The sequence below is a fragment of the Mesorhizobium sp. M1334 genome, assembly GCF_040317995.1.
Classification (GTDB): domain Bacteria; phylum Pseudomonadota; class Alphaproteobacteria; order Rhizobiales; family Rhizobiaceae; genus Mesorhizobium.
This window is the reverse complement of record NZ_JAMYLM010000001.1, coordinates 503,035-523,850: the sequence shown is the minus strand read 5'-3', so window position 1 is coordinate 523,850 and position 20,816 is coordinate 503,035. Positions and strand designations below refer to the sequence as shown.

Here is a 20,816-nt window from a genome sequence, read left to right as displayed (position 1 = left end):
TTCGATCACGATGAAACCGCTCCAGACCTCGTCCGGCGATTTGACTGCCGACCGCCGCGCCGACTATGCCGAAATGCTCCATGCATCCGGCGATCATGCGGCCGCCGCGGAATTGCTGCTCGGCGCGCTCGAACTGGCGCCGCAATGGCCAGCCGGCTGGTTCCGCCTCGGCGAGATGCAGGAAGCGGCGGGCGCGCCCGATCGTGCCGCGCAGGCCTGGACGACGGCACTGCGGCTCGACCCGGCGGACAGGCTCGGCGCGGTGCTCAAGCTGCAATTGATCGGCAGGGCAGCGGCTGCCCAGGCGCCGCCCAGCGCCTTTGTTGAGACGCTTTACGACTACTATGCCGAAAGCTTCGAGGCTGAGCTGGTCGACAGGCTCGGCTACCGTCTGCCCGAATGCCTCGACCGCGCCATTCGGGCAGCACGGCCGGGCCGGTTTTCGCTGGCACTCGATCTCGGCTGCGGCACCGGCCTCATGGGCCAGAAGCTGCGGCCGATCGCCGATCGGCTGGAGGGTTACGACATCTCGGCCGGCATGCTGCGGCAGGCGCGCGCCAAAGGCCTCTACGATCTGCTCGTCAAGACGGACCTGCAGGATTTTTGCTATTCTGGCCCGAAAGCCGATCTGGTGACGGCGGCCGATGTGTTCATCTATGTCGGCGCACTCGACAGGGTGGTGAACAAGATTGCCGGAATGCTTGCCGGCGGCGGTCTGTTTGCGTTCTCTGTCGAGACGCTCCCGGGCGGAGAATCGTCTGACCGCGCCGGCTTCGCCCTGCAGCCGTCGCGCCGCTACGCGCATTGGCAAGGCTATATAGAGCGGGTTCTGGATGCCGACGGCTTTTCGGTCCTGTCGCTGCAGGCAACGATCATCCGGCAGGATCGCCGCGAACCGGTCGAAGGGCTGGCCGTAGTGGCAAGCTTGCTTTCCGGCAGCGTAAAATCTGGCTAAGACTTCTGCCGCTGCGCATGAGAAGCCGCAGCTGCGAAAGACAAGGAGCACGTTCATGCGCTGGAACATGACGGTCTTGGCATCTTGCCTGGCGATGGCCGGCTGCGTCGGCAATTCGATGTCCGAACGGCAGGACGAAAACGTCCAGTCCTCGCTGCTGTATGACAAGGTGCCTTGCGATCAATTGCTGGCGCAACGAAACGGCCTGGCGCAGCAATATCATCTGCCGGTGGACGCCAAGCCGTCCTTCTCCAACCCGGCGACGGGCTTTGGCCCGTTCACGCCGGATATGCGCTCAAAAGCCAAGCGCGACGCCGACCAGGCAAGCGGCAAGATCGACGCCATGAACCGGTCGATTGCCCGCCGCGAATGCGGCAAGCCGGCCAAAAAGAACAAGCTCGGCCTGACCTGACCGGATCCTAATCCGCCACCTTCCACTGCTCGCGCGAGGCGCTGGCGGGATAGACGCCGAGAATGCGCATTTCGCGCGAGAAAAAGCGCAACTCGTCGAGTGCCAGCTTCACCAGCGGATCGTCGGGATGGCCCTCTATGTCGGCGTAGAACAGCGTCGCTGTAAACGCGCCGAGCTGGTAGCTTTCCAGCTTGGTCATGTTGATGCCGTTGGTGGCAAACCCGCCCATCGCCTTGTAGAGCGCCGCCGGCACGTTTCGGACGCGGAAGATGAAGGTCGTCATCATCTTGGCGTCGGCCGAGGGACGTTCGGCCCATTGCTTGTTCTTGGTCAGCACCACGAAGCGGGTGACGTTGCTGTCGGTGTCCTCGACATTCTCCTCGATGATGTCGAGCCCGTAGAGGGTCGAGGCCAGCGCCGGCGCCAGCGCGGCCATGGTGCGGTCCTTCATCGCGGCGACCATCTTGGCGGCGCCCGCGGTGTCGCCGGCAACCGCCGCCTTCCAGCCGTTCTTGCGGATGTATTTGCGGCATTGGCCGAGCGCGTGGATGTGGCTGTGCACGGTCCTGATCTCGTCGCGCCTGACGCCCGGCAGCACCATCAGCTGGAAGTGGATCGGCAGAAAGTATTCGCCGATGATGTGCAGCTTCGATTCCGGCAAGAGGTGATGGATGTCGGCGACGCGGCCGGCAATGGTGTTCTCGATCGGGATCATGGCCAGATCGGCCTTGCCGGTCTCGACGGCGTTGAAGGCGTCCTCGAAGGTCGGGCACGGCAACGGCTCCATCGACGGGAACATGTTGCGGCAGGCGGTGTCGGAATTGGCGCCCGGCTCGCCCTGGAAGGATATTTTGTTGGTCTTTTCAGGCATGCGCGGAGTCTCGGGAATTGGGGGAATTTCTTAGTTGGAAAGGAGCGCCCTGGCGCGTTCGAGATCGTCCGGCGTATCGACGCCAAGCGGCACCGACTGCACGATCTCGGCATCGATGCGCATGCCAGCCTCCAGCGCCCGCAACTGCTCGAGCCGCTCGCGGCGCTCCAGAGGCGACGGCCTTAGCGCAACGAAGCATTCGAGTGCGGCGCGGCGATAGGCATAGAGGCCGATATGATGGTAGAGCGGGCCTTCGCCCCAAGGGGCGGTGGCGCGGGTGAAATAGAGCGCCCTGAGCCGCGTCGTCGAGAGTGGCGAGCCGACCAGCTTGACGACGTTCGGATTGGTCTTTTCCTCATCGCGGACGATCTCGACGCAGAGCGTGGCGATATCCACCGCCGCGTTCTCGAAAGGCTTCAGCGCGGCACCGATAACAAGGGGGTCGATGGTCGGCAGATCGCCCTGCACATTGACGATGGTCTCGACGCTGTTGCCAGGGTCGAGAATGGTCAGCGCTTCAAAGATGCGGTCGGAGCCGGTTTCGTGGTCCGCCCGCGTCATCACCGCCTCGAAACCATGGGCGCGCACCGCCTCCGCAACGCCTTGCGTATCGGTGGCGACGACCACCCGGCCGAGCCCCGCCTCGGCAGCACGGCGGGCGACGTGGACGATCATCGGAGTGCCGGCAATGTCGGCCAGCGGCTTGCCCGGCAGGCGGGTCGAGGCCATGCGGGCCGGGATCAGGATGAGCGTGGACATGAGGCGGGCAGGGGCTCGAAAAAGAGGGGGACAAAAGTGGCAAAAGGTCTCACTGGCAGCGCCCTTATAGGTGTTGCAACGCCGGAGCAAAAGACCTAGTTTCCGCGCGATTTGACCGCCTCGCAGGGTGGTTCACGATACCGACGGACGGAGTGGACGGATCGGTCCGCCGGAAAAGGGAGCCTGGGGCGTATGGATTCCAACGAAGTCAATAAGCTGCTCGCCGGTTTCCTCGGCACGGTGTTCATCGTCTTTTCCGTTGGCATCGTATCCGACGCGCTGTTTGCCTCGCCGACGCCGGAAAAGCCCGGCTTCGCCATCGAGGCGACCGAGCCCGCCGAAGGCGGCCCGGCCGCTCCCGCCGCGGAGGCCAAGCCGATCGCCGAGCTGCTGGCCACCGCCAACGCCGAAGCGGGTGCCGCCATCTTCAAGAAATGCCAGGCCTGCCACTCCGGCGAAAAAGGCGGCCCCAACAAGGTTGGCCCCGATCTGTGGGACATCATCGACCGTCCGGTCGCCGAGCATGAGGGCTTTGCCTATTCGGCCGGCATGAAGGAGTTCTCCAAGGGCGGCAGCGAGAAGTGGACCTACGACAATCTCAACCACTTCATCACCTCGCCGAAGAAGTTCGTGAAGGGCACGGCGATGGGCTTCGCCGGCCTGCCGAAGGATGAGGACCGCGCCAACGTCATCGCCTATCTGCGCACGCTGTCGGACAATCCGAAGCCGCTGCCGGCGCCCGGCGCCTCGGCCGAGAACGCGCCCGCCAAGCCGGCCGAAGGTGCAGCCCCTGCCAAGCCGGCAGAAGGCGCGGCTCCGGCCGCTCCGGCCGCACCCGCAAAATAACAAAACTGTAATGACATAATCCTTGAAAAAGCCGGGTTCAGCCCGGCTTTTTCGTTAGGGAAAATGCATATGCGACGACAAAGCCACTCGGTTGCGGTTTTCAGCGCCGCCAAATGATCTAGATTGGGCCCAGACGCTATGGTGACGGCGCTATATCGCGAAGAGGAGAACGCATGACGGTTGGCCGAGCGCGGACGCTTCTGAAATCAGTGCTGATGCTGGCTGCCTTTGCCGGCGGCCTGCAGGTGGCCTTCGCGGACGAATGGCGCACGACCTCGTCGCTGATCGGCGAATCCAAATATGGCGACAATTTCCAGCATTACGATTACGTCAATCCGGATGCACCGAAGGGCGGCACGGTGAATTCCGTGGTGCTTGGCACGTTCGACAGCTTCAATCCCTACATCGTGCAGGGTTCGCCGGCCGCCGGCTTCGCGCAGTTCGGCGGCGGCCTGCTTTACGACACGCTGATGGAGCAGGCGACCGACGAAGGCAGCACCAGCCATCCGCTGATCGCCGACGCCTACAAATATCCGGCCGACTATTCCTCGGCGACCTACCGGCTCGACCCGCGGGCCAAGTGGCATGACGGCCAGCCGATCACCACCGACGACGTGATCTGGTCGTTTCAGGTGCTGAAGGCCAACAGTCCGCAATACAGCCGCTATTTCGAGAACGTCACCGACGCCGTCGCCATCTCCGACCGCGAGGTCGAGTTCCACTTCAGTCAGAAAGGCAACCGGGAGCTACCGAAGATCATCGGCGACCTCGTCGTGTTGCCCAAGCACTGGTGGGAAGGCACGGACGCCAGCGGCAAGAAACGCGACGTCACCAGGCCGACGCAGGAGCCGCCGCTCGGCTCGGCCGCCTACAAGGTCGCCAGCTTCAAGCCGGGCTCCGAAATCATCTGGCAGCGCGTGCCCGATTACTGGGCGGCCAAGCTGCCCGTGAAAATTGGCCGCGAGAATTTCGACAGGCAGCGTTTCACCTATTTTCTCGACGACAATGCCGCCTGGCAGGCCTTCACCAAGGGCGGCTTGGACGACATCAAGCCGGAGAACAGTTCGAGACGCTGGAACACGGCCTATAATTTCCCGGCTGTCCAGGCCGGCGACGTCATCAAGAAGGAATTTAAGACCGCGTCGCCGGAACCGATGCAGGCCTTCATGCTCAACACCAGGCGCCCGCTGTTCCAAGATCGCCTGGTGCGCGCCGCGCTGATGTACCCGTTCGACTTCGAGACAATGAACCGGACCCTGTTCTTCGGTTCCAACACCCGCACCAGCAGCTATTTCCAGGGCACGGAACTGGCGTCGAGCGGCCTGCCGCAAGGCAAGGAACTGGAGATCCTGGAGCAGTACCGCGACAAGCTGCCGCCCGAAGTCTTCACCCAGGAATTCAAGCTGCCGGTCTACGACACCCCGCAGGCGGAGCGCAAATACCTGAAGGCCGCGGTCGATCTGTTCGCCAAGGCAGGCTGGGTGATCAAGGGCGGCAAGATGGTCAACGCCAAGACCGGCGAACCGTTCAAATTCGAGATCCTCGGCTGGAACGACACCGATCAGGTCATCGCCAGCCCGTATATCGCCAATCTGCGCAAAATCGGCGTCGACGCCACGCTGCGCCTGATCGACCAGACCCAGTATATCAACCGCGTCACCCATTTCGACTTTGACGTGGTCACCTCGATACTCGGCCAGTCGGACTCTCCCGGCAATGAACAGCGCGATTTCTGGAGCTCCAAGGCCGCCGATTCGCCGGGATCGCGCAATTACGCCGGCATCAAGAATCCGGTCGTCGATGCGCTGGTCGACCGGATCATTTATGCCACCGACCGGGCCGATCTCGTTGCCGCCACCCATGCGCTCGACCGGGTGCTGTTGTGGAATTTCTACGTCGTGCCGCAATATTACCGCGCCGTGGTCTGGCTCGCCTACTGGAACAAGTTCGGTATGCCGGAAAAGCAGCCCGCCTATAGCGGCGTCGACCAGAATTCCTGGTGGATCGACCCGGCCAAGGAAAAGGCGCTGGCGGCCAAATACAAGAGCGGTAATTGATGGCGGCGCTGCCCCGTCGCGACTTCCTCGCCCTGGGCGGTGCCGCCGCGGCCGCAGCGCTGCTGCCCCGCCGGGCTTTCGCGGCCATTCCAACCGGCGTAAAACTGCACGGGTTGTCGGCTTTTGGCGATCTCAAATACGGGCCGGATTTCACGCATTTCGACTATGTCAATCCGGACGCTCCCAAGGGCGGCCGGATGAATTTCGCCCCGCCGAACTCCACCCTCAATCAGAGCTTCCTGACTTTCAACACGCTGAACTCACTGGTGTTGAAGGGGGACTCGCCGCCGCGCACCGAGCTCTGCTTCGATTCGCTGATGGCAAGGGCAGTCGACGAACCGGATGCGGTCTACGGCCTGCTTGCCGAATCCGTTACCTTGTCGCAGGATCGCAATGACTACCGCTTCAGCCTGCGGCCACAAGCGCGCTTCCATGACGGGTCGCCGCTGACCGCCGAAGACATTGCCTTCGCCTTGAACCTCTACAAAGACCGGGGACATCCGAACCTTTCCCAAGCGCTGCGGCATATGACGGAAGCGGTCGCAATCGATCCGCTTACAGTCAACCTCACCTTCAACGGCCAACAGTCCGCGCAGAATATCCTCGCCATCGTCGTAATGCCGATCGTGTCGAAAGCTTTCTACACCGCCAATGATTTCGACGCCTCGACGATGACGCCACCGCTCAGCTCCGGACCATACAGGGTTGGACGGGTGGTGGCCGGGCAGACTGTCGAATATGAACGCGTCGCCGACTATTGGGGCCGCGATCTGGCCGTGAATCGCGGCAGTTATAATTTCGACCGCATCCGTATCGATTTCTACCTTGATCGCCAGGCAGCCTTTGAAGCGTTCAAGAAAGGGGATACGCATTTTCGCGAGGAGTTCACCTCGCGGGTATGGGCGACCGGCTACGACTTTCCAGCACTGAAGGATGGCAGGGTCGTCAAACGCGAATTTCCCGGCGAGAAAACGCCATCCATGCAGGCTGTCGCGCTGAACCAGCGCCGTCCGCAGTTCCGCGACATTCGCGTGAGACGGGCAATCGCCTATTGCTTCGACTTCGAATGGACCCGGCGGGTTCTGTTTTTCGACTCCTACGAGCGTTCGCAATCGAACTTCGAGCGATCGGATTACAAGGCCAAGGGCCTGCCCTCACCCAAGGAGTTGGCCCTGCTGGAGCCGTTTCGAGCCGAGTTGCCGCCGGAGACCTTCGGCGAACCGGTGATGCAACCCGTCTCCGACGGTTCCGGGCACGACCGTAAGCTGCTGCGCGAGGCTTCGAGGCTGCTTGCCGAAGGCGGCTGGAAGCGAGCGGGAAATTTCGTCCTCAACGACAAAGGCGAGCGCCTGCGCGTGGAAATGCTTGCCGAGGACGAGGGTCTCGTTCGTATTTTCGCGCCGTGGTCCGAGAACATGAAGGCGATCGGCATCGACGCTTCGATCCGGCAGGTCGACTCGACGCAATTTGAAGCGCGGCAGAGCAATTTCGACTTCGACTTCAACATGCTCGCATGGTCGATCGGAGCGACGCCCACCGCCGACGGTTTGGAGATTCTCTACGCTTCCCGAATGGCGAAAACGCCGGGGATGCGCAACTATCCGGGTACGGAAAGCAAAGCCATCGACGCGCTGATCGAGGCAGCCGGCAAGGCGCAGAGCCGGATCGAACTGGTCACCGCGCTCAACACGCTCGATCGGGTCTTGCGCGCGCGGCTAGACTGGATTCCAACATATCATCTGGCGAATCACCGAGCAGCCTTCTGGGACATGTTCGGCTTTCCCGCTCAAAAGCCGGATTACGACTTTCCGGTCGAGACGTCGTGGTGGTTCGACAAAGACAAGGCGGCAAAGATTGGCAAAGGCTGAGATTTTTGCACAAGCGAGGCAGGGAACCTGATGGGCGCCTATATACTGCGCCGCATCCTGTTGATGATCCCGACCCTGTTCGGCATCATGGCGGTATCCTTCGCCGTCATCCAGTTCGCGCCGGGCGGGCCGGTCGAGCAGGTCATTGCCAGACTGACCAACCAGGGCGGCAGCGATCGCCTTGGCGGCGGCGGTGATGCCGGCGGCGCCAATTTCGACGTTGCCGGCGACGTCGGCTCGAAATACCGCGGCGCCCAAGGGCTCGACCCTGAATTCATCAAAAAGCTGGAGAAGCAGTTCGGTTTCGACAAGCCGCCGCTCGAGCGCTTCGGCATGATGTTGTGGAACTATCTCCGCTTCGATTTCGGCGACAGCTATTTCCGCGACATATCGGTGCTCGACCTGATCCTGGAAAAGATGCCGGTGTCGATCTCGATCGGGCTGTGGATCACGCTTTTGTCCTATCTGATCTCGATCCCGCTCGGCATCCGCAAGGCGGTCAAGGACGGCTCCACCTTCGACGTCTGGACCAGCGGTGTCGTCATTGTCGGTTACGCCATTCCGGGCTTCCTGTTCGGCATATTGCTGATGGTGCTGTTTGCCGGCGGCTCGTTCTGGGACTGGTTTCCGCTGCGCGGCCTCACCTCCGACAATTGGGACCAACTGTCGTGGCCGCAGCGGATCGGAGACTATTTCTGGCACATGACCCTGCCGCTGACGGCGCTGGTGCTGTCGGCCTTCGCCACGACGACGTTGCTCACCAAGAATTCCTTCCTCGAGGAAATCCGCAAGCAATATGTGGTCACAGCCCGCGCCAAGGGCCTGTCGGAGCGGCAGGTGCTTTATGGCCACGTCTTCCGCAATGCCATGCTGATCGTCATCGCCGGTTTCCCCGGTGCCTTCATCTCGGCATTCTTCACCGGGTCGCTGCTGATTGAGAACATCTTTTCGCTCGACGGCCTCGGCCTGCTTGGTTTCAACTCGGTGGTGCAGCGCGACTATCCGGTGGTCTTCGCCAATCTCTACATCTTCTCGCTGCTTGGCCTGTTCGTCGGGCTGCTGTCCGACCTGATCTATACCTGGGTCGATCCGCGCATCGACTTCGAGCGGAGAGACGTCTGATGGCGCAGGCGACAGCCGAAACGGCGCCGCCTCGGATCGCGCGGCCCTTTCTGTCGCCGCTCAACCAGCGGCGCCTGCAGAACTTCAAGTCCAACCGGCGCGGCTACTGGTCGTTGTGGATTTTCCTGTTCCTGTTCGTGCTGTCGCTGGTTTCCGAACTGATCGCCAACGACAAGCCGATCATCGCCTCCTACAAGGGCGAGATCCTGTTTCCGGTCCTGGTCGCCTATCCCGAGGAGAAGTTCGGCGGCTTCTATGCGGTCACCGACTACCGCGACCCGGTCATCCAGGACGAGATCAATGCCAATGGCTGGATGGTCTGGCCGCCGGTGCGCTACTCCTACCAGACCGTCAACAACGCCATTCCCGAAGCAGCACCGACCAAGCCGTCCTGGCTCTACGACAAGAAGACGCGCTGCAACCAGTATCCGAAAGGTGAAGCGGACCCCAATTGCAACGTCGGCAACTGGAACTGGCTGGGCACCGACGACCAGGCCCGCGACGTGCTGGCGCGCGTCATCTACGGCTTCAGGATCTCGGTGCTGTTCGGCCTGATCCTGACCGCCGGCTCGGCGCTGATCGGCGTGGCGGCCGGCGCCTTGCAGGGCTATTTCGGCGGCTGGACCGACCTTCTGTTCCAGCGCTTCATCGAGATCTGGTCGGCGATCCCGGTGCTGTACCTGCTCTTGATCGTCGCCGCCATCCTGCCGCCCGGCTTCTTCATCCTGCTCGGATTGATGCTGCTGTTCTCCTGGGTGGCGCTGGTCGGCGTGGTGCGGGCCGAGTTCCTGCGCGCCCGCAACTTCGAATATGTCAATGCGGCGCGCGCGCTCGGCGTGCCCAACATCACCATCATGTTCCGGCATCTGCTGCCCAATGCCATGGTGGCGACGCTGACCTTTCTGCCCTTCCTGCTCAGTGGCTCGATCTCGACGCTGACCTCGCTCGACTATCTCGGCTTCGGCCTGCCGCCCGGCTCCGCCTCGCTGGGCGAACTGTTGAAGCAGGCGCAGCGCAACCTCAACGCCCCCTGGCTCGGCATTTCCGGCTTCGTCGTCATCTCGCTGATGCTGTCGCTGCTGGTCTTCGTCGGCGAGGCCACCCGCGACGCCTTCGATCCGCGCAAGACGTTCAGATGACCGCCCCTCTCCTCTCGGTCCAGGACCTCAGCGTCGCCTTCACGCAAAGCGGCAGCCAGTCGATCGCCGTCGACCATATCTCCTTCGACCTCGCCAGGGGCGAGACGGTGGCGCTGGTCGGCGAATCCGGCTCTGGCAAGTCGGTCACCGCGCTGTCGGTGCTGAAGCTGCTGCCCTATCCGACCGCCAGCCACCCGTCGGGAAAGATCCTGTTCCTCGGCGCCGACCTGCTTGCCGCGGACGAGAGAGACTTGCGCCGCGTGCGCGGCAACAAGATCACCATGATCTTCCAGGAGCCGATGACCTCGCTCAACCCGCTGCACACGATCGAGCAGCAGATCGTCGAGGTGCTGAAGCTGCACCAGGGCCTGGGCGATCGCAACGCCAAGGCGCGCACGCTGGAACTTCTGCACGAGGTCGGCATCCGGGAACCGGAAAAACGGCTCGACGCCTATCCGCACCAGCTTTCCGGCGGCCAGCGCCAGCGCGTCATGATCGCCATGGCGCTCGCCAACGAGCCTGAACTGTTGATCGCCGACGAACCGACGACGGCACTCGACGTCACCGTCCAGGCGCAGATCCTCGAATTGCTCGCCGGCCTGAAAAGCCGCAAGAACATGTCGATGCTGTTCATCACCCACGATCTCGGCATCGTCAGGAAGATCGCCGACCGGGTCTGCGTGATGACCAAGGGCAAAATCGTCGAGACCGGCCCGACCAAGGAGATATTCGCCAATCCGCAGCACGCCTACACGCGGCATCTGCTTGCCGCCGAGCCGAAAGGCAAGCCGCCGGCGGCCAACCAGGCCGCCAAGCCGGTGATGGTCGGCAAGGACGTCAAGGTCTGGTTTCCGATCAAGAAGGGCTTCTTCCGGCGCACCGTCGACAATGTGAAGGCGGTCGACGGCATCGACGTCACCGTGCGGGCCGGTCAGACGCTTGGCGTCGTCGGCGAATCCGGCTCAGGCAAGACGACACTCGGCCTGGCGCTGGCCAGGATGATCTCGTCGACGGGGACCATCCAGTTCAACGGACGCGGCATCGATCAGCTGTCCTTCAGCGAAATGCGGCCGTTGCGGCGCGAGTTGCAGATCGTCTTCCAGGATCCGTTCGGTTCGCTCAGTCCGCGCATGTCGGTCGCCGAGATCATCGAGGAAGGGTTGAAGATCCACGAGCCGAAACTGTCTCCTGATGCGCGCGACGAGCGTGTCGTCGACGTGCTGAAGGAAGTCGGCCTCGATCCGGCGACGCGCAATCGCTATCCGCACGAATTCTCCGGCGGCCAGCGCCAGCGCGTCGCCATCGCGCGCGCCATGGTGCTCAACCCGCGTTTCGTCATGCTGGACGAGCCGACCTCGGCACTCGACATGAGCGTGCAGGCGCAGGTCGTCGACCTCTTGCGCAGCCTGCAGGCCAAGCACGACCTCGCCTACCTCTTCATCAGCCACGATCTGAGGGTCATCCGCGCGCTCGCCAACGAAGTCATCGTCATGCGCAACGGCAGGATCGTCGAGGCCGGTCCTTCCGAACAGATTTTCGGCAACCCGCGGACCGACTATACAAAGGCGTTGATCTCGGCCGCCTTCAAGATCGAAACGGCGCCGGTCGGTATCGTCAGCGAGTAGATTTTCGCCAGAGATCATGCACAAAATCAAAACGCTGCCGCGCCCTTGCGAGTCCGGACGCGAACGCTGTTGGTAAAAGGGAAAAACAATCCGCAATGGAAAAAGGCCGCATCTTGCTTGCCCTCACCGGTATTCATCCGCTGCGCTGGCGCGAACTGCTGTCGGCGGAGCGCGAAGTGGTGCTCGAGCCGAATGGCGCCGGCGATCCCTCGATTACCTATGCGGTGGTGTGGAAACAGCGGCCGAACCTGTTGTCGTCGCTGCCCAATCTGCGGGCTATCTTCTCGATCGGCGCCGGCGTCGACCACATTTTCGCCGATCCCACCTTGCCCGACGTACCGGTCGTCAAGGTGGTGGCCGACAACCTGACCCAGTACATGACCGAATACGTAGTCTGGCGGGTGCTCGACCACCATCGCCAGGGCATGCTCTACCGCGCCCAGCAGCAGAAGAAGATCTGGCACGAGCCGCAGCAGCGGCCGGCCGGCGACATCTCGGTCGGCATTATGGGGCTCGGCACGCTTGGCCGCGCGGCGGCGTCGGTGCTGTTGTCGCTCGGCTTTCCCGTTAATGGCTGGTCGCGCAGCGATCGGCCGATGCAAGGTGTCTCGACTTACGCGGGCGAGGCCGGCCTGATCCCGTTCCTCAACGCCACCGATATCCTGGTGGTGCTGTTGCCGCTGACGCCACAGACGCACGGCATCATCAACCACGGCGTGCTGAAGGAGCTGCGCAAGCGCAACGGCCTCGGCGGCTCGGTGCTGATCAATGCCGGGCGCGGCAGGCTGCAGAAGGACGCCGACATTTTGCGCGCGCTGGACGACGGCACGCTGAAGGAAGCCAGCCTCGACGTGTTCGAGGTCGAACCGCTGCCGAAGACCAGCCCGCTATGGAGCCACCCGAAAGTGTTCGTGACGCCGCACGCGGCGGCAACTTCCGATCCGGTCCACCTGGCGCCGATCATGCTGCGTCAGATGGACGCCTTCGAGCGCGGCGAAGCGCTGGAAAATGTGGTGGATCGCGACGCGGGGTATTGATTTTTTAGAACGTCGCTTTTCAGTCTCAGCCCCAGCCGAGCGGCACGTAGTCGATCTCCATAAACGCCTCGACCTCCGGGATCCAGCGGTCGCGGACGAAGGCGACGTGGTCGGGATGGTCGTTGTAGCCGGAGTAAGCCCGCTGATCGGCGAACTCCATCGAGAAGCCGAAACGGTAGTCGTTCTTGGGGCTGACCTGCCGCAACTGCTCGAAATGCGTGACGCCCTTTATCGCCGTGAGGATCGTCTTGGCGTCGGCGAGGAACCTTTTTTCCTCGAGCGAATGCGGCGGGTGCTTTAGCGTGAACACGACGGTGTGACGGATCATTTTTTGCTCCTGCGATGTCTTCGTATCACGCGCTGTCGGCCCAGGCGCGGATGAGATTATAGGCGATCGCCCCCTTCGGCGGCGTCACCAGGCCGCCCGGATGCTCACGGGCCAGCATCGAGAGCACCTCGTCGCGAAAGAACCAGCGGCAATCTTCCAACTCGTTGAGGTCGGGGTGGATATCGTCGTTGAGCGGTTCGCCGAAGCAGCCGATCATCAGCGAATAGGGAAACGGCCAGGGCTGGCTGGCGTGGTAGACGACGCGGCCTAGCCGAATGCCGGCTTCCTCCAGCGTTTCGCGGCGCACCGCCGCCTCGATCGTCTCGCCCGGCTCGATGAAACCGGCGAGCGCCGAATACATGCCGGGCCCGAAATGCCGGCCGCGGCCGAGCAGGCATTTTTCGCGCGTCGCCGTCAGCATGATCGCCACCGGGTCGGTGCGCGGAAAGTGCTCCGTGCCGCAGGCCGGGCAATGCCGCTTGTAACCGCCCGCCCGCATCTCGGCTTCGGTGCCGCACTTGCTGCAGAAGCGATGGCTGGCATGCCAGGCAAGCAGCGCCGCCCCTTGCGCCAGCGCGCCGGCGGCCGCTTCGTCGATCAGCCCCTGCATATAGACCGAGCGATAGTCGATGGCCTTGATCGTCTCGGGAAGCTGCTCCGGCTCGACCCCGGCCGGCACCGCCAGCACCGGGCCGCTTTCGGAAAAACCGAGCAGCACGCCGTTTTCGAGCGATGCTTCGAGCGGCCGGCATTCGGCCACGCCGAACCAGGGGTCGAATGCGCCTTGCGCAAGCTTCAGATAGAGCCGGCCGCCACGCATCAGCAAAAGCCGTGCCGAAGGATCGGCGAGCGCCTTTTCGACGGAATCGTCGGCGCGGTTTTCGGACTGCCGGTCGATAATGTTGCCGGCGAAGCCGACGAACTGGCTCGGCTCGCGCAAGGGCGCGTCAAACAGGCGAAAGCTCATGCAGACTCGGGAAGGTTCAAGATGGACACGGGGGAGGCTTATAGCGCTGCCTTGATCTTTTCCGCAAACTTGCGAAGGTCGGAGCGCTGATAGGGCTCGCGCAGGCCGTGCCCCCACACCGGGCCAGGCCAGCCGGGATCGCCTTCCGAGCGCGCAACGACGTGTACGTGCAACTGGCGCACGATGTTGCCGAGTGCGCCGGTGTTGATCTTGGTGCAGCCGGTCACCCGCTTCAGCGCCAGCGCCACCATGTTGGTCTCGAAGGTCAGCATCGCCTGGTCGAGCGGCGTCATATCGTGGATTTCCTCGATGCCCGGCCGCTGCGGCACCAGCAGCAGCCATGGCCAGCGGCGGTCGTTCATGACGCGCAGTTCGCACAGGCCGAGCCACATCAGCTGTTCGCTGTCGGCTTCCAGCTGGGCGTCAAGCGTGAATCCGGCCTTGAGGCCCGGCAGCATCGGCGTTTCCCTCACTTTTTGACGTTTTTTGAACTCTATCGACGCTAGAGCGGCTTCCGAAGGGCCGCAAGGGGCAGCAAGCAACATTGGCCGTCGCGGCGCTGATTGTGCGCGAAGAAAGTGAAGGCCCGGGCAAATTGCATCAGGTTGGCGCTGCCCGCCGAGATCGACGATTTTGATCGCGGCCACATTTTGTTCTTGCTTTGTGCCGGCAGCTATGCTACTAATCTCGCTATGGTGATTATTCGCACCAATGACCCGCCCGCCGAGGCGGGTTTTGGTTTCAGCTTTCGTCGCCGCTCAGGGCCCCTATCATCCGCACTTGCATTTCATCGCCGGATTGCCGATATGGAGGCTGGGAGGTTGGTGGTGGACGGTCCACTCGCCAACCGGGTCAGGTCCGGAAGGAAGCAGCCCTAACGAGCCCGGAACGGGTCATTGTTCCAGCCTCCCGCCTCTTCGCCTTTTGCCCCGAGATTGACGGCGCCAAGCCGTGCGGGCGAAACTATGCGCAGGAATCGGCCGCCTCAAGTGGCAGCCCTTGGAGCTTGACGGGCGAATGAGCGAAGCCGGAAACGAGGCCGGAAAATTGGACAAGCCTGCCGCCTACCGCGTGCTGGCGCGCAAATACCGACCGTCGAATTTCTCCGAGCTGATCGGCCAGGAGCCGATGGTCCGCACCTTGACCAATGCCTTTGCCACCGGCCGCATCGCCCAGGCCTGGATGCTGACCGGCGTGCGCGGCGTCGGCAAGACCACGACCGCGCGCATACTCGCGCGGGCCCTGAACTACAAAACACCGACGGTCGACCAGCCTTCAGTCGACCTTGCCGTGCTCGGCGAGCATTGCCAGGCGATCATGGAAGGCCGGCATGTCGACGTCATCGAGATGGACGCCGCCTCGCATACCGGCATCGACGACATCAGGGACATCATCGAGCGTGTGCGCTACGCCCCGGTGTCGGCGCGCTACAAGGTCTACATCATCGACGAAGTGCACATGCTTTCCAACCAGGCCTTTAACGGCCTGCTGAAGACGCTGGAAGAGCCGCCGCCGCACGTCAAGTTCATCTTCGCCACCACCGAAATCCGCAAGGTGCCGATCACCGTCCTGTCGCGCTGCCAGCGTTTCGACCTCAGGCGCATCGATGCGGCAATGATCAAGGCCGACCTTGCCAGGATAGCCGGTCTGGAGGGCATCGAAGTTGAAGACGATGCGCTGGCGATGATCGCCCGCGCAGCCGAAGGCTCGATGCGCGATGCGCAGTCCATCCTCGACCAGGCGATCGCCCATGGCGGCGGCGCGGTCAGCGCCGAAGCGGTGCGTGCTATGCTCGGCCTTGCCGACCGTGCCCGCATCGTCGACCTGTTCGAGCATGTCATGAAGGGCGACGTCGCCGCCGCGCTTGCCGAATTCCGTGCCCAGTACGACACCGGCGCCGATCCTGCCGCTGTGCTGACCGACCTTGCCGAGTTCAACCATCTGGTCACCCGTCTGCGTTTCGTGCCGGCTGCCATCGACGACGCCTCGCTGTCCGAGGACGAGCGCCGGCGCGGCGCCGATTTCGCCGGCACGCTGTCGGTCAAGGTGCTGTCGCGGACATGGCAGATGCTCTTGAAAGGCATTCCCGAGGTGCAGACCTCCAACCGCCCGGTCAGCGCCGCCGAGATGGTGCTGATCCGGCTGGCGCATGCCGCCGACCTGCCGACGCTGGACGAGGCGCTGAAATCGCTGGAGAACGGCGTTTCGCCGCCGGGCGCCGCGCCGCGCGTGAATGGCGCGCCGGCAAGCCCCGGCCCCGCAAACCATGCGCCTGCAAGCGGTGGTGCCGGTACCGTGGCGCAGACGCGGATGCCGACGGCCAATGGCGGCGCGCAGACGATGCGCCTGGTCGAGGCCGAGCCCGTGCCGACGAACTTCGTTGCTCCGCCGGAGCCGGTGGTCGAGGCGCCGCCGGTGCCGGTGAAATCGCTGGCCGATATTGTCGCCCTTGCCGACGCCCAGCGCGACATGGCCTTCAAGGTGCTGGTGAAGCGTTGCGTGCGCCTGGTGCGCATCGAGCCCGGCCGTATCGACGTCAGCCTGACCGACGATGCGCCGAAGATGCTGCTCAACGATTTGACCGCCAAGCTGCGCGCCTGGACGGGCCGCAGCTGGCTGGTGTCGCTGTCGAAGGAGGAGGGCGGCCAGACGCTGGCCGAGATGGAATCGACAAGGCGCGAAAACGCCTTCCTCGATGCCAAGAGCGACCCGACGGTCGCCGCCATCCTGGCGCGCTTTCCCGGCGCCAAGATCATCGACGTGCGCATTCCCGACGCGCCGGAAGCCGATGCGGCAGAGGCCGAAGTGCCGGTCGAGCCGCCAGCCGACGACGACGAAACCTGAACAACCAGCACCAACTGCAAAGGACCGTGCGATGAAAGATCTTCTCGGCCTGATGGGCAAGGCAAAGGAAATGCAGGCCAAGTTCCAGGCCATGCAGGATGAGATTGCCACGCTGGAAGCCACCGGACAGGCCGGCGGCGGCCTGGTCAGCGTGACGCTGACCGGCAAATTCGAGATGAAGTCGCTGAAGATCGACCCGGCGCTGTTCAAGGAGGACGAGGTCGAGATTCTCGAGGACCTGCTCCTCGCTGCCCACAACGACGCCAGGACCAAGGTCGAGCAGATCATGCAGGAGAAGACCAAGGCGCTGACCGCGGGACTGCCGATCCCGCCGGGAATGAAGCTGCCGTTCTAAGGTGTGTTGATATTCAGGTGATGCCGGCCTGCAAACGGCGGCTTCCTGCGCTTCCGGTGCTCACGTACGAAACGTACGCTCCGCTCCGGTTCTCGGAAGCCGCCATTTTCGGCTCGGCCTGACCTGAATCTCAGCACACCTCGAGCTGTGTTTACAGTTACCGCGTCGACTGAACCAATCTCTCCAGGCTTGGGCAAGCCCTCTTGCGGAGATTGCGGCGCTCCAAGGTCACGGCATGAATCTTTGGAACCATGCCGGCACCTGACCGAAGAGGGCAGCGATCCAACGCTCTTCGCCCGCCAGCTGTGTCTATTGGGCAACGCCCCAAGCTTAATAACGCTTTAGCCATCTTTTTGCCTGAAAGTGTCTCATTCTTGCCGCAACCAGGGGCGGGCTGGCAGCAGAATGAGGGGACACCTGTTGATCTCTACCCGATGGAAGACGCCGTTGCGGCTCGGCGTCGTTATCTCGCCGCTGTTTTTGGCCGCTTGCAGTCAGACCGCCTCGCACGGCATGTCCAGCCTGACCGATGCCATTACGCCGGGTTTCCTGAGCTCGCGCTCCTACAATTCCACGCCGAAGGAGAAGGAATGCCTGGAGCGGGCGATGTTCTTCGAGTCCAACCGGTCGAGCCGTGACGGCATGATTGCGGTCGGCACGGTGGTGATGAACCGGCTGCGGTCCGGCAAGCACGGCAGCACCATCTGCGAAGTGGTTGGCGAGCGCGGCCAGTTCGCGCCGGGCGTCATGACACGGCCGATGAATTCGAAGGCGATGCCCGACGTCGAGGAGGCCGCCGAGGCGGTGCTCAAGGGCGAGCGCAAAGCCAAGCTGAAGAACACCATGTATTTCCACACCGCCGGCCTGCGCTTCCCCTACAAGAACATGCACTACACCATGGTCGCCGGCGGCAATGCCTTTTATGAAAAGCGCGGCCGCAACTGGCAGCCGCTGCCGGACGAACCGGTGGTCGCCATAGCCCAGGCCAAGCCGCAAGCGCCTGCCGCTCAGGCCATACTTGTCGCTTCGGCGGAGCCGGCTCGCGAGGTCAAGCCGACATTCGCCAAGGCAACCTATGTTACCGCCGCCGCATCACAGCCAGCAAGGCAGACAAGGGTGACTGCAGGAATGGCGACCGCGGCGAGGGCGGCACCGGAGAAGCCAATCCTTGTAGCGCTGCAGGAGCCAATGCAGGAACCGGACGCGGCCCGTTTCGGTGGAACCGTGAACCCCCGGCCGGTCACAACATTCCAGGCGGCGCCGGCAGAGCCGACAATGTCGTTCGAGACGACGCCCGAGAACACCGACGCCATCGGCGCGATGATCGCCGGCCAGACCCGGCCGCTGGAGGAAAACTGAGGCGGCCGGCGTCGGCGCGTTGTACGGGGAGAAATTGCCCGGCAGGGCAATGAGGGGCGGCGCAACGCCGGGCGATTGCCTCTTTGCGGGCTGAACAGCGCGCCTCAGCGCTGTTCCAAAACCCGTTGAAAAATCCTAAACCGGAGCGATGTCGAAGCGAATCGCCGGTCCCGAGATCGAACGCCTGATCCAGCTGCTGGCCAAGGTGCCGGGGCTTGGCCCGCGTTCAGCGCGCCGCGCCGCGCTCCACCTCATCAAAAAGAAGGAGCAGCTGCTGGCGCCGCTTGCCGCTGCCATGGGCGAGGCCGTCGACAAGGTGCGCATCTGCTCGACCTGCGGCAATGTCGACACCTCCGATCCATGCATGATCTGCACCGACCCGCGCCGCGACCCCACCACGCTCATCGTTGTCGAGGACGTGGCCGACCTTTGGGCGCTGGAGCGGGCGACCGCCATGAACGTGCGTTACCATGTGCTCGGCGGTACGCTGTCGCCGCTCGACGGCATTGGTCCCGATGAGCTCAACATCCGTTCGCTGGTCGATCGCGTCGCCGGCGGCGAGGTCAAGGAAGTGATCCTCGCCGTCAACGCTACGGTCGAGGGGCAGACTACCGCGCACTACCTCACCGACCAGCTTTCCGGCTTCAACGTCAAGGTGACGCGCCTGGCGCACGGTGTTCCGGTCGGCGGCGAACTCGACTATCTCGACGAAGGCACGCTCGCCGCGGCACTGCGCTCGCGGACGGTGTTTTGAGGCGAGTTGCGGGGAGGATGATGGTTGCTAAGCATTCTTTAAGGCTGGCACTCCGTCCCACCCCCCTCTGCAGGACAGAGGGGGGTGGGACGGATCGCTGTTTTCGCAAAATAGCCGTCGCGTTTCTTCTTGCAGTCCTCTTTGCCCTCATCCTCGCCACCCCCGCCTCCGCGGCAAAGATCGACGACCAGTTCCGCGCCTGGCTTGGCAACGACCTCTGGCCCGAAGCCAGCGCCAAAGGCATCTCCAGGAAAACCTTCGATGCCGCCTTCGACGGCGTCAAGCCGAATCTCAAGCTGCCCGACCTGGTGAAGCCGGGCGAGAGGGCGACGACGCCGCGGAAACAGCATCAGGCCGAGTTCGGTTCGCCCGGCGCCTATTTCGCCGAAAAGATAGTCCGTGCGGTGACCGCCGGCGGCCGCACCCGTGAGGCAGCCAACGCTAGGACCCTTGCGGCGATCGAGAAGCGTTACGGCGTGCCTGGCGAAGTGCTGCTGGCGATCTGGGGTCGCGAGAGCGGCTTCGGCGCAGCGAAGCTGCCTTATGACGCCTTCGAGGTGCTGGGCACCAAGGCGTTCATGTCGACCAAGAAGGAATTCTTCCGCACCGAGCTCTTGGCGGCGCTGGAGATCGTCGAGCGCGGGCTTGCCCCGGTCGGTGCGATGAAATCGTCCTGGGCCGGCGCGCTCGGCCAGCCGCAGTTCATGCCGACGTCGTTCCTCAAGCATGCCGTCGATTTCGACGGCGACGGCCGCACCGACATCTGGAATTCGACGCCCGACATACTGGCTTCGATCGCCAATTATCTCGTGCATTATGGCTGGGTCAGGGGCCGCGGCTGGGGCTTCGAGGTGATGGTGCCGGACAGCGTCTCGTGCTCGCTCGAAGGTCCCGACCAGGGCAGGAAGATTTCCCAATGGGCTGATATGGGCATCAGGCGTGTGTCGGGTAAACCGTTCCCGGCGAGCGAACTGAAAGCCGAGGGCTTTCTTTTGATGCCGGCCGGGCGTAGCGGCCCGGCCTTCATCGTGACCCCCAATTTCTACGTGCTGAAGCAGTATAACACCAGCGATCTCTATGCCCTGTTCATCGGCCATGGCGCCGATCGCATCGCCCATGGCGACAGCAATTTCTCGGGCAATTGGGGCGCGGTCGGCGGGCTCTACCGCTCCGACATCGCCGCCCTGCAGCGGGCGCTGGAAGCCAAGGGCTACGATGTCGGCAGCGCCGACGGCCTGCCTGGCTTCAAGACGCGCCGCTCGATCGGCAAGTGGCAGGCCAGCAACGGCCGTTCCGCTACCTGCTTTCCCGACCCCGACCTGGTTACCGCGCTGAAATAGCCGGATTTTCGCACCGCCGGTCTGGCCCAATCGACCGTTCTGCAAATGCTCGTTGCCGCGCTCGAAACCGCCGGATATGGTGAGCGGGAACCGCACAAAAATTGCCAATACGACGGTCCGGGGATCACCGTTCGACGCGGCAAGAAATGCCACAACCCTGAGCCGGGAACTCAGGTCA

General features: G+C 63.3%; 19 protein-coding genes and 1 other RNA gene. 15 read left to right on the top strand and 5 right to left on the bottom strand.

Features of this window, described 5'->3' with window-relative positions; translation table 11 throughout:
- Nucleotides 1-10 precede the first annotated feature (10 nt).
- Both NKH17_RS02530 and NKH17_RS02525 read left to right on the top strand, forming a co-directional pair.
- On the top strand, nt 11-955 hold the full coding sequence (locus NKH17_RS02530; RefSeq protein ID WP_352476006.1) for a methyltransferase domain-containing protein: 945 nt from the start codon (nt 11-13) through the stop codon (nt 953-955).
- Nucleotides 956-1,010: 55 nt separating this feature from the next.
- A complete protein-coding gene (locus NKH17_RS02525) occupies nt 1,011-1,367 on the top strand; it encodes a hypothetical protein (protein ID WP_352476005.1) in 357 nt (118 codons plus the stop codon).
- A 7-nt stretch (nt 1,368-1,374) separates the two neighbouring features.
- Here the strand turns inward: NKH17_RS02525 and NKH17_RS02520 are convergent, their stop codons facing one another.
- Both NKH17_RS02520 and NKH17_RS02515 read right to left on the bottom strand, forming a co-directional pair.
- Complete coding sequence (locus NKH17_RS02520; protein ID WP_254816209.1) at nt 1,375-2,238, bottom strand: prephenate dehydratase; 864 nt, start codon at nt 2,236-2,238, stop codon at nt 1,375-1,377.
- A 30-nt stretch (nt 2,239-2,268) separates the two neighbouring features.
- Entirely contained in the window at nt 2,269-2,997 is a 729-nt protein-coding gene (locus NKH17_RS02515; protein WP_352899573.1) for a 3-deoxy-manno-octulosonate cytidylyltransferase, read from the bottom strand.
- Between the two features lie 192 nt (nt 2,998-3,189).
- Between NKH17_RS02515 and NKH17_RS02510 the strand changes: the two genes are divergently transcribed.
- From NKH17_RS02510 to NKH17_RS02480, 7 genes are all read left to right on the top strand, one after another.
- Entirely contained in the window at nt 3,190-3,843 is a 654-nt protein-coding gene (locus tag NKH17_RS02510) for a c-type cytochrome (protein WP_352476004.1), read from the top strand.
- 173 nt (nt 3,844-4,016) lie between these two features.
- The gene (locus NKH17_RS02505; RefSeq protein WP_352899570.1) at nt 4,017-5,900 is read left to right on the top strand and encodes an extracellular solute-binding protein; all 1,884 of its coding nucleotides are present in this window, start codon (nt 4,017-4,019) and stop codon (nt 5,898-5,900) included.
- Nucleotides 5,900-7,768, top strand: a complete 1,869-nt coding sequence (locus tag NKH17_RS02500; protein ID WP_352899568.1) for an extracellular solute-binding protein — start codon at nt 5,900-5,902, stop codon at nt 7,766-7,768. Before NKH17_RS02505 ends, NKH17_RS02500 begins: the two co-directional genes overlap by 1 nt.
- A 30-nt stretch (nt 7,769-7,798) precedes the next feature.
- Complete coding sequence (locus tag NKH17_RS02495; RefSeq protein WP_352970019.1) at nt 7,799-8,890, top strand: microcin C ABC transporter permease YejB; 1,092 nt, start codon at nt 7,799-7,801, stop codon at nt 8,888-8,890.
- Complete coding sequence (locus tag NKH17_RS02490) at nt 8,890-10,029, top strand: ABC transporter permease (protein WP_254816204.1); 1,140 nt, start codon at nt 8,890-8,892, stop codon at nt 10,027-10,029. Before NKH17_RS02495 ends, NKH17_RS02490 begins: the two co-directional genes overlap by 1 nt.
- On the top strand, nt 10,026-11,654 hold the full coding sequence (locus tag NKH17_RS02485; RefSeq protein ID WP_352899563.1) for an ABC transporter ATP-binding protein: 1,629 nt from the start codon (nt 10,026-10,028) through the stop codon (nt 11,652-11,654). The genes NKH17_RS02490 and NKH17_RS02485 overlap by 4 nt, the downstream gene beginning before the upstream one ends.
- Nucleotides 11,655-11,749: 95 nt before the next feature.
- Nucleotides 11,750-12,691: a 2-hydroxyacid dehydrogenase gene (locus tag NKH17_RS02480; RefSeq protein WP_352899560.1), complete on the top strand. Its 942-nt coding sequence runs from the start codon at nt 11,750-11,752 to the stop codon at nt 12,689-12,691.
- Nucleotides 12,692-12,716: 25 nt separating this feature from the next.
- Here NKH17_RS02480 and NKH17_RS02475 read toward each other — a convergent pair whose 3' ends face one another.
- Genes NKH17_RS02475 through NKH17_RS02465 form a run of 3 tightly spaced genes read right to left on the bottom strand, consistent with a single transcriptional unit; the run spans nt 12,717 to nt 14,444 of the window.
- Nucleotides 12,717-13,019 (bottom strand): Dabb family protein, encoded by a 303-nt coding sequence (locus NKH17_RS02475; protein WP_254816201.1) that lies wholly within the window; start codon nt 13,017-13,019, stop codon nt 12,717-12,719.
- Nucleotides 13,020-13,044: 25 nt separating this feature from the next.
- On the bottom strand, nt 13,045-13,986 hold the full coding sequence (nudC, locus tag NKH17_RS02470) for an NAD(+) diphosphatase (protein WP_352899557.1): 942 nt from the start codon (nt 13,984-13,986) through the stop codon (nt 13,045-13,047).
- Between the two features lie 38 nt (nt 13,987-14,024).
- Nucleotides 14,025-14,444 carry an HIT family protein gene (locus NKH17_RS02465; RefSeq protein ID WP_352448577.1) on the bottom strand — a complete coding sequence of 140 codons (420 nt, stop codon included), beginning with the start codon at nt 14,442-14,444 and terminating at the stop codon, nt 14,025-14,027.
- A 358-nt stretch (nt 14,445-14,802) separates the two neighbouring features.
- Between NKH17_RS02465 and ffs the strand changes: the two genes are divergently transcribed.
- The 6 genes from ffs (at nt 14,803) to NKH17_RS02435 (ending at nt 20,638) form a co-directional block, all read left to right on the top strand.
- An RNA gene (gene ffs, locus NKH17_RS02460) (signal recognition particle sRNA small type) lies at nt 14,803-14,899 on the top strand.
- 104 nt (nt 14,900-15,003) lie between these two features.
- Nucleotides 15,004-16,830, top strand: coding sequence for a DNA polymerase III subunit gamma/tau (locus NKH17_RS02455; protein WP_352899554.1), 1,827 nt, complete (start codon nt 15,004-15,006; stop codon nt 16,828-16,830).
- 31 nt (nt 16,831-16,861) lie between these two features.
- Nucleotides 16,862-17,185 carry a YbaB/EbfC family nucleoid-associated protein gene (locus NKH17_RS02450; RefSeq protein ID WP_254816197.1) on the top strand — a complete coding sequence of 108 codons (324 nt, stop codon included), beginning with the start codon at nt 16,862-16,864 and terminating at the stop codon, nt 17,183-17,185.
- Between the two features lie 420 nt (nt 17,186-17,605).
- The gene (locus tag NKH17_RS02445) at nt 17,606-18,544 is read left to right on the top strand and encodes a cell wall hydrolase (protein WP_352899551.1); all 939 of its coding nucleotides are present in this window, start codon (nt 17,606-17,608) and stop codon (nt 18,542-18,544) included.
- A gap of 148 nt (nt 18,545-18,692) precedes the next feature.
- Nucleotides 18,693-19,298 carry a recombination mediator RecR gene (gene recR, locus NKH17_RS02440; RefSeq protein ID WP_352686846.1) on the top strand — a complete coding sequence of 202 codons (606 nt, stop codon included), beginning with the start codon at nt 18,693-18,695 and terminating at the stop codon, nt 19,296-19,298.
- A 17-nt stretch (nt 19,299-19,315) separates the two neighbouring features.
- Nucleotides 19,316-20,638 (top strand): lytic murein transglycosylase, encoded by a 1,323-nt coding sequence (locus NKH17_RS02435; protein WP_502910573.1) that lies wholly within the window; start codon nt 19,316-19,318, stop codon nt 20,636-20,638.
- Nucleotides 20,639-20,816: the final 178 nt, after the last annotated feature.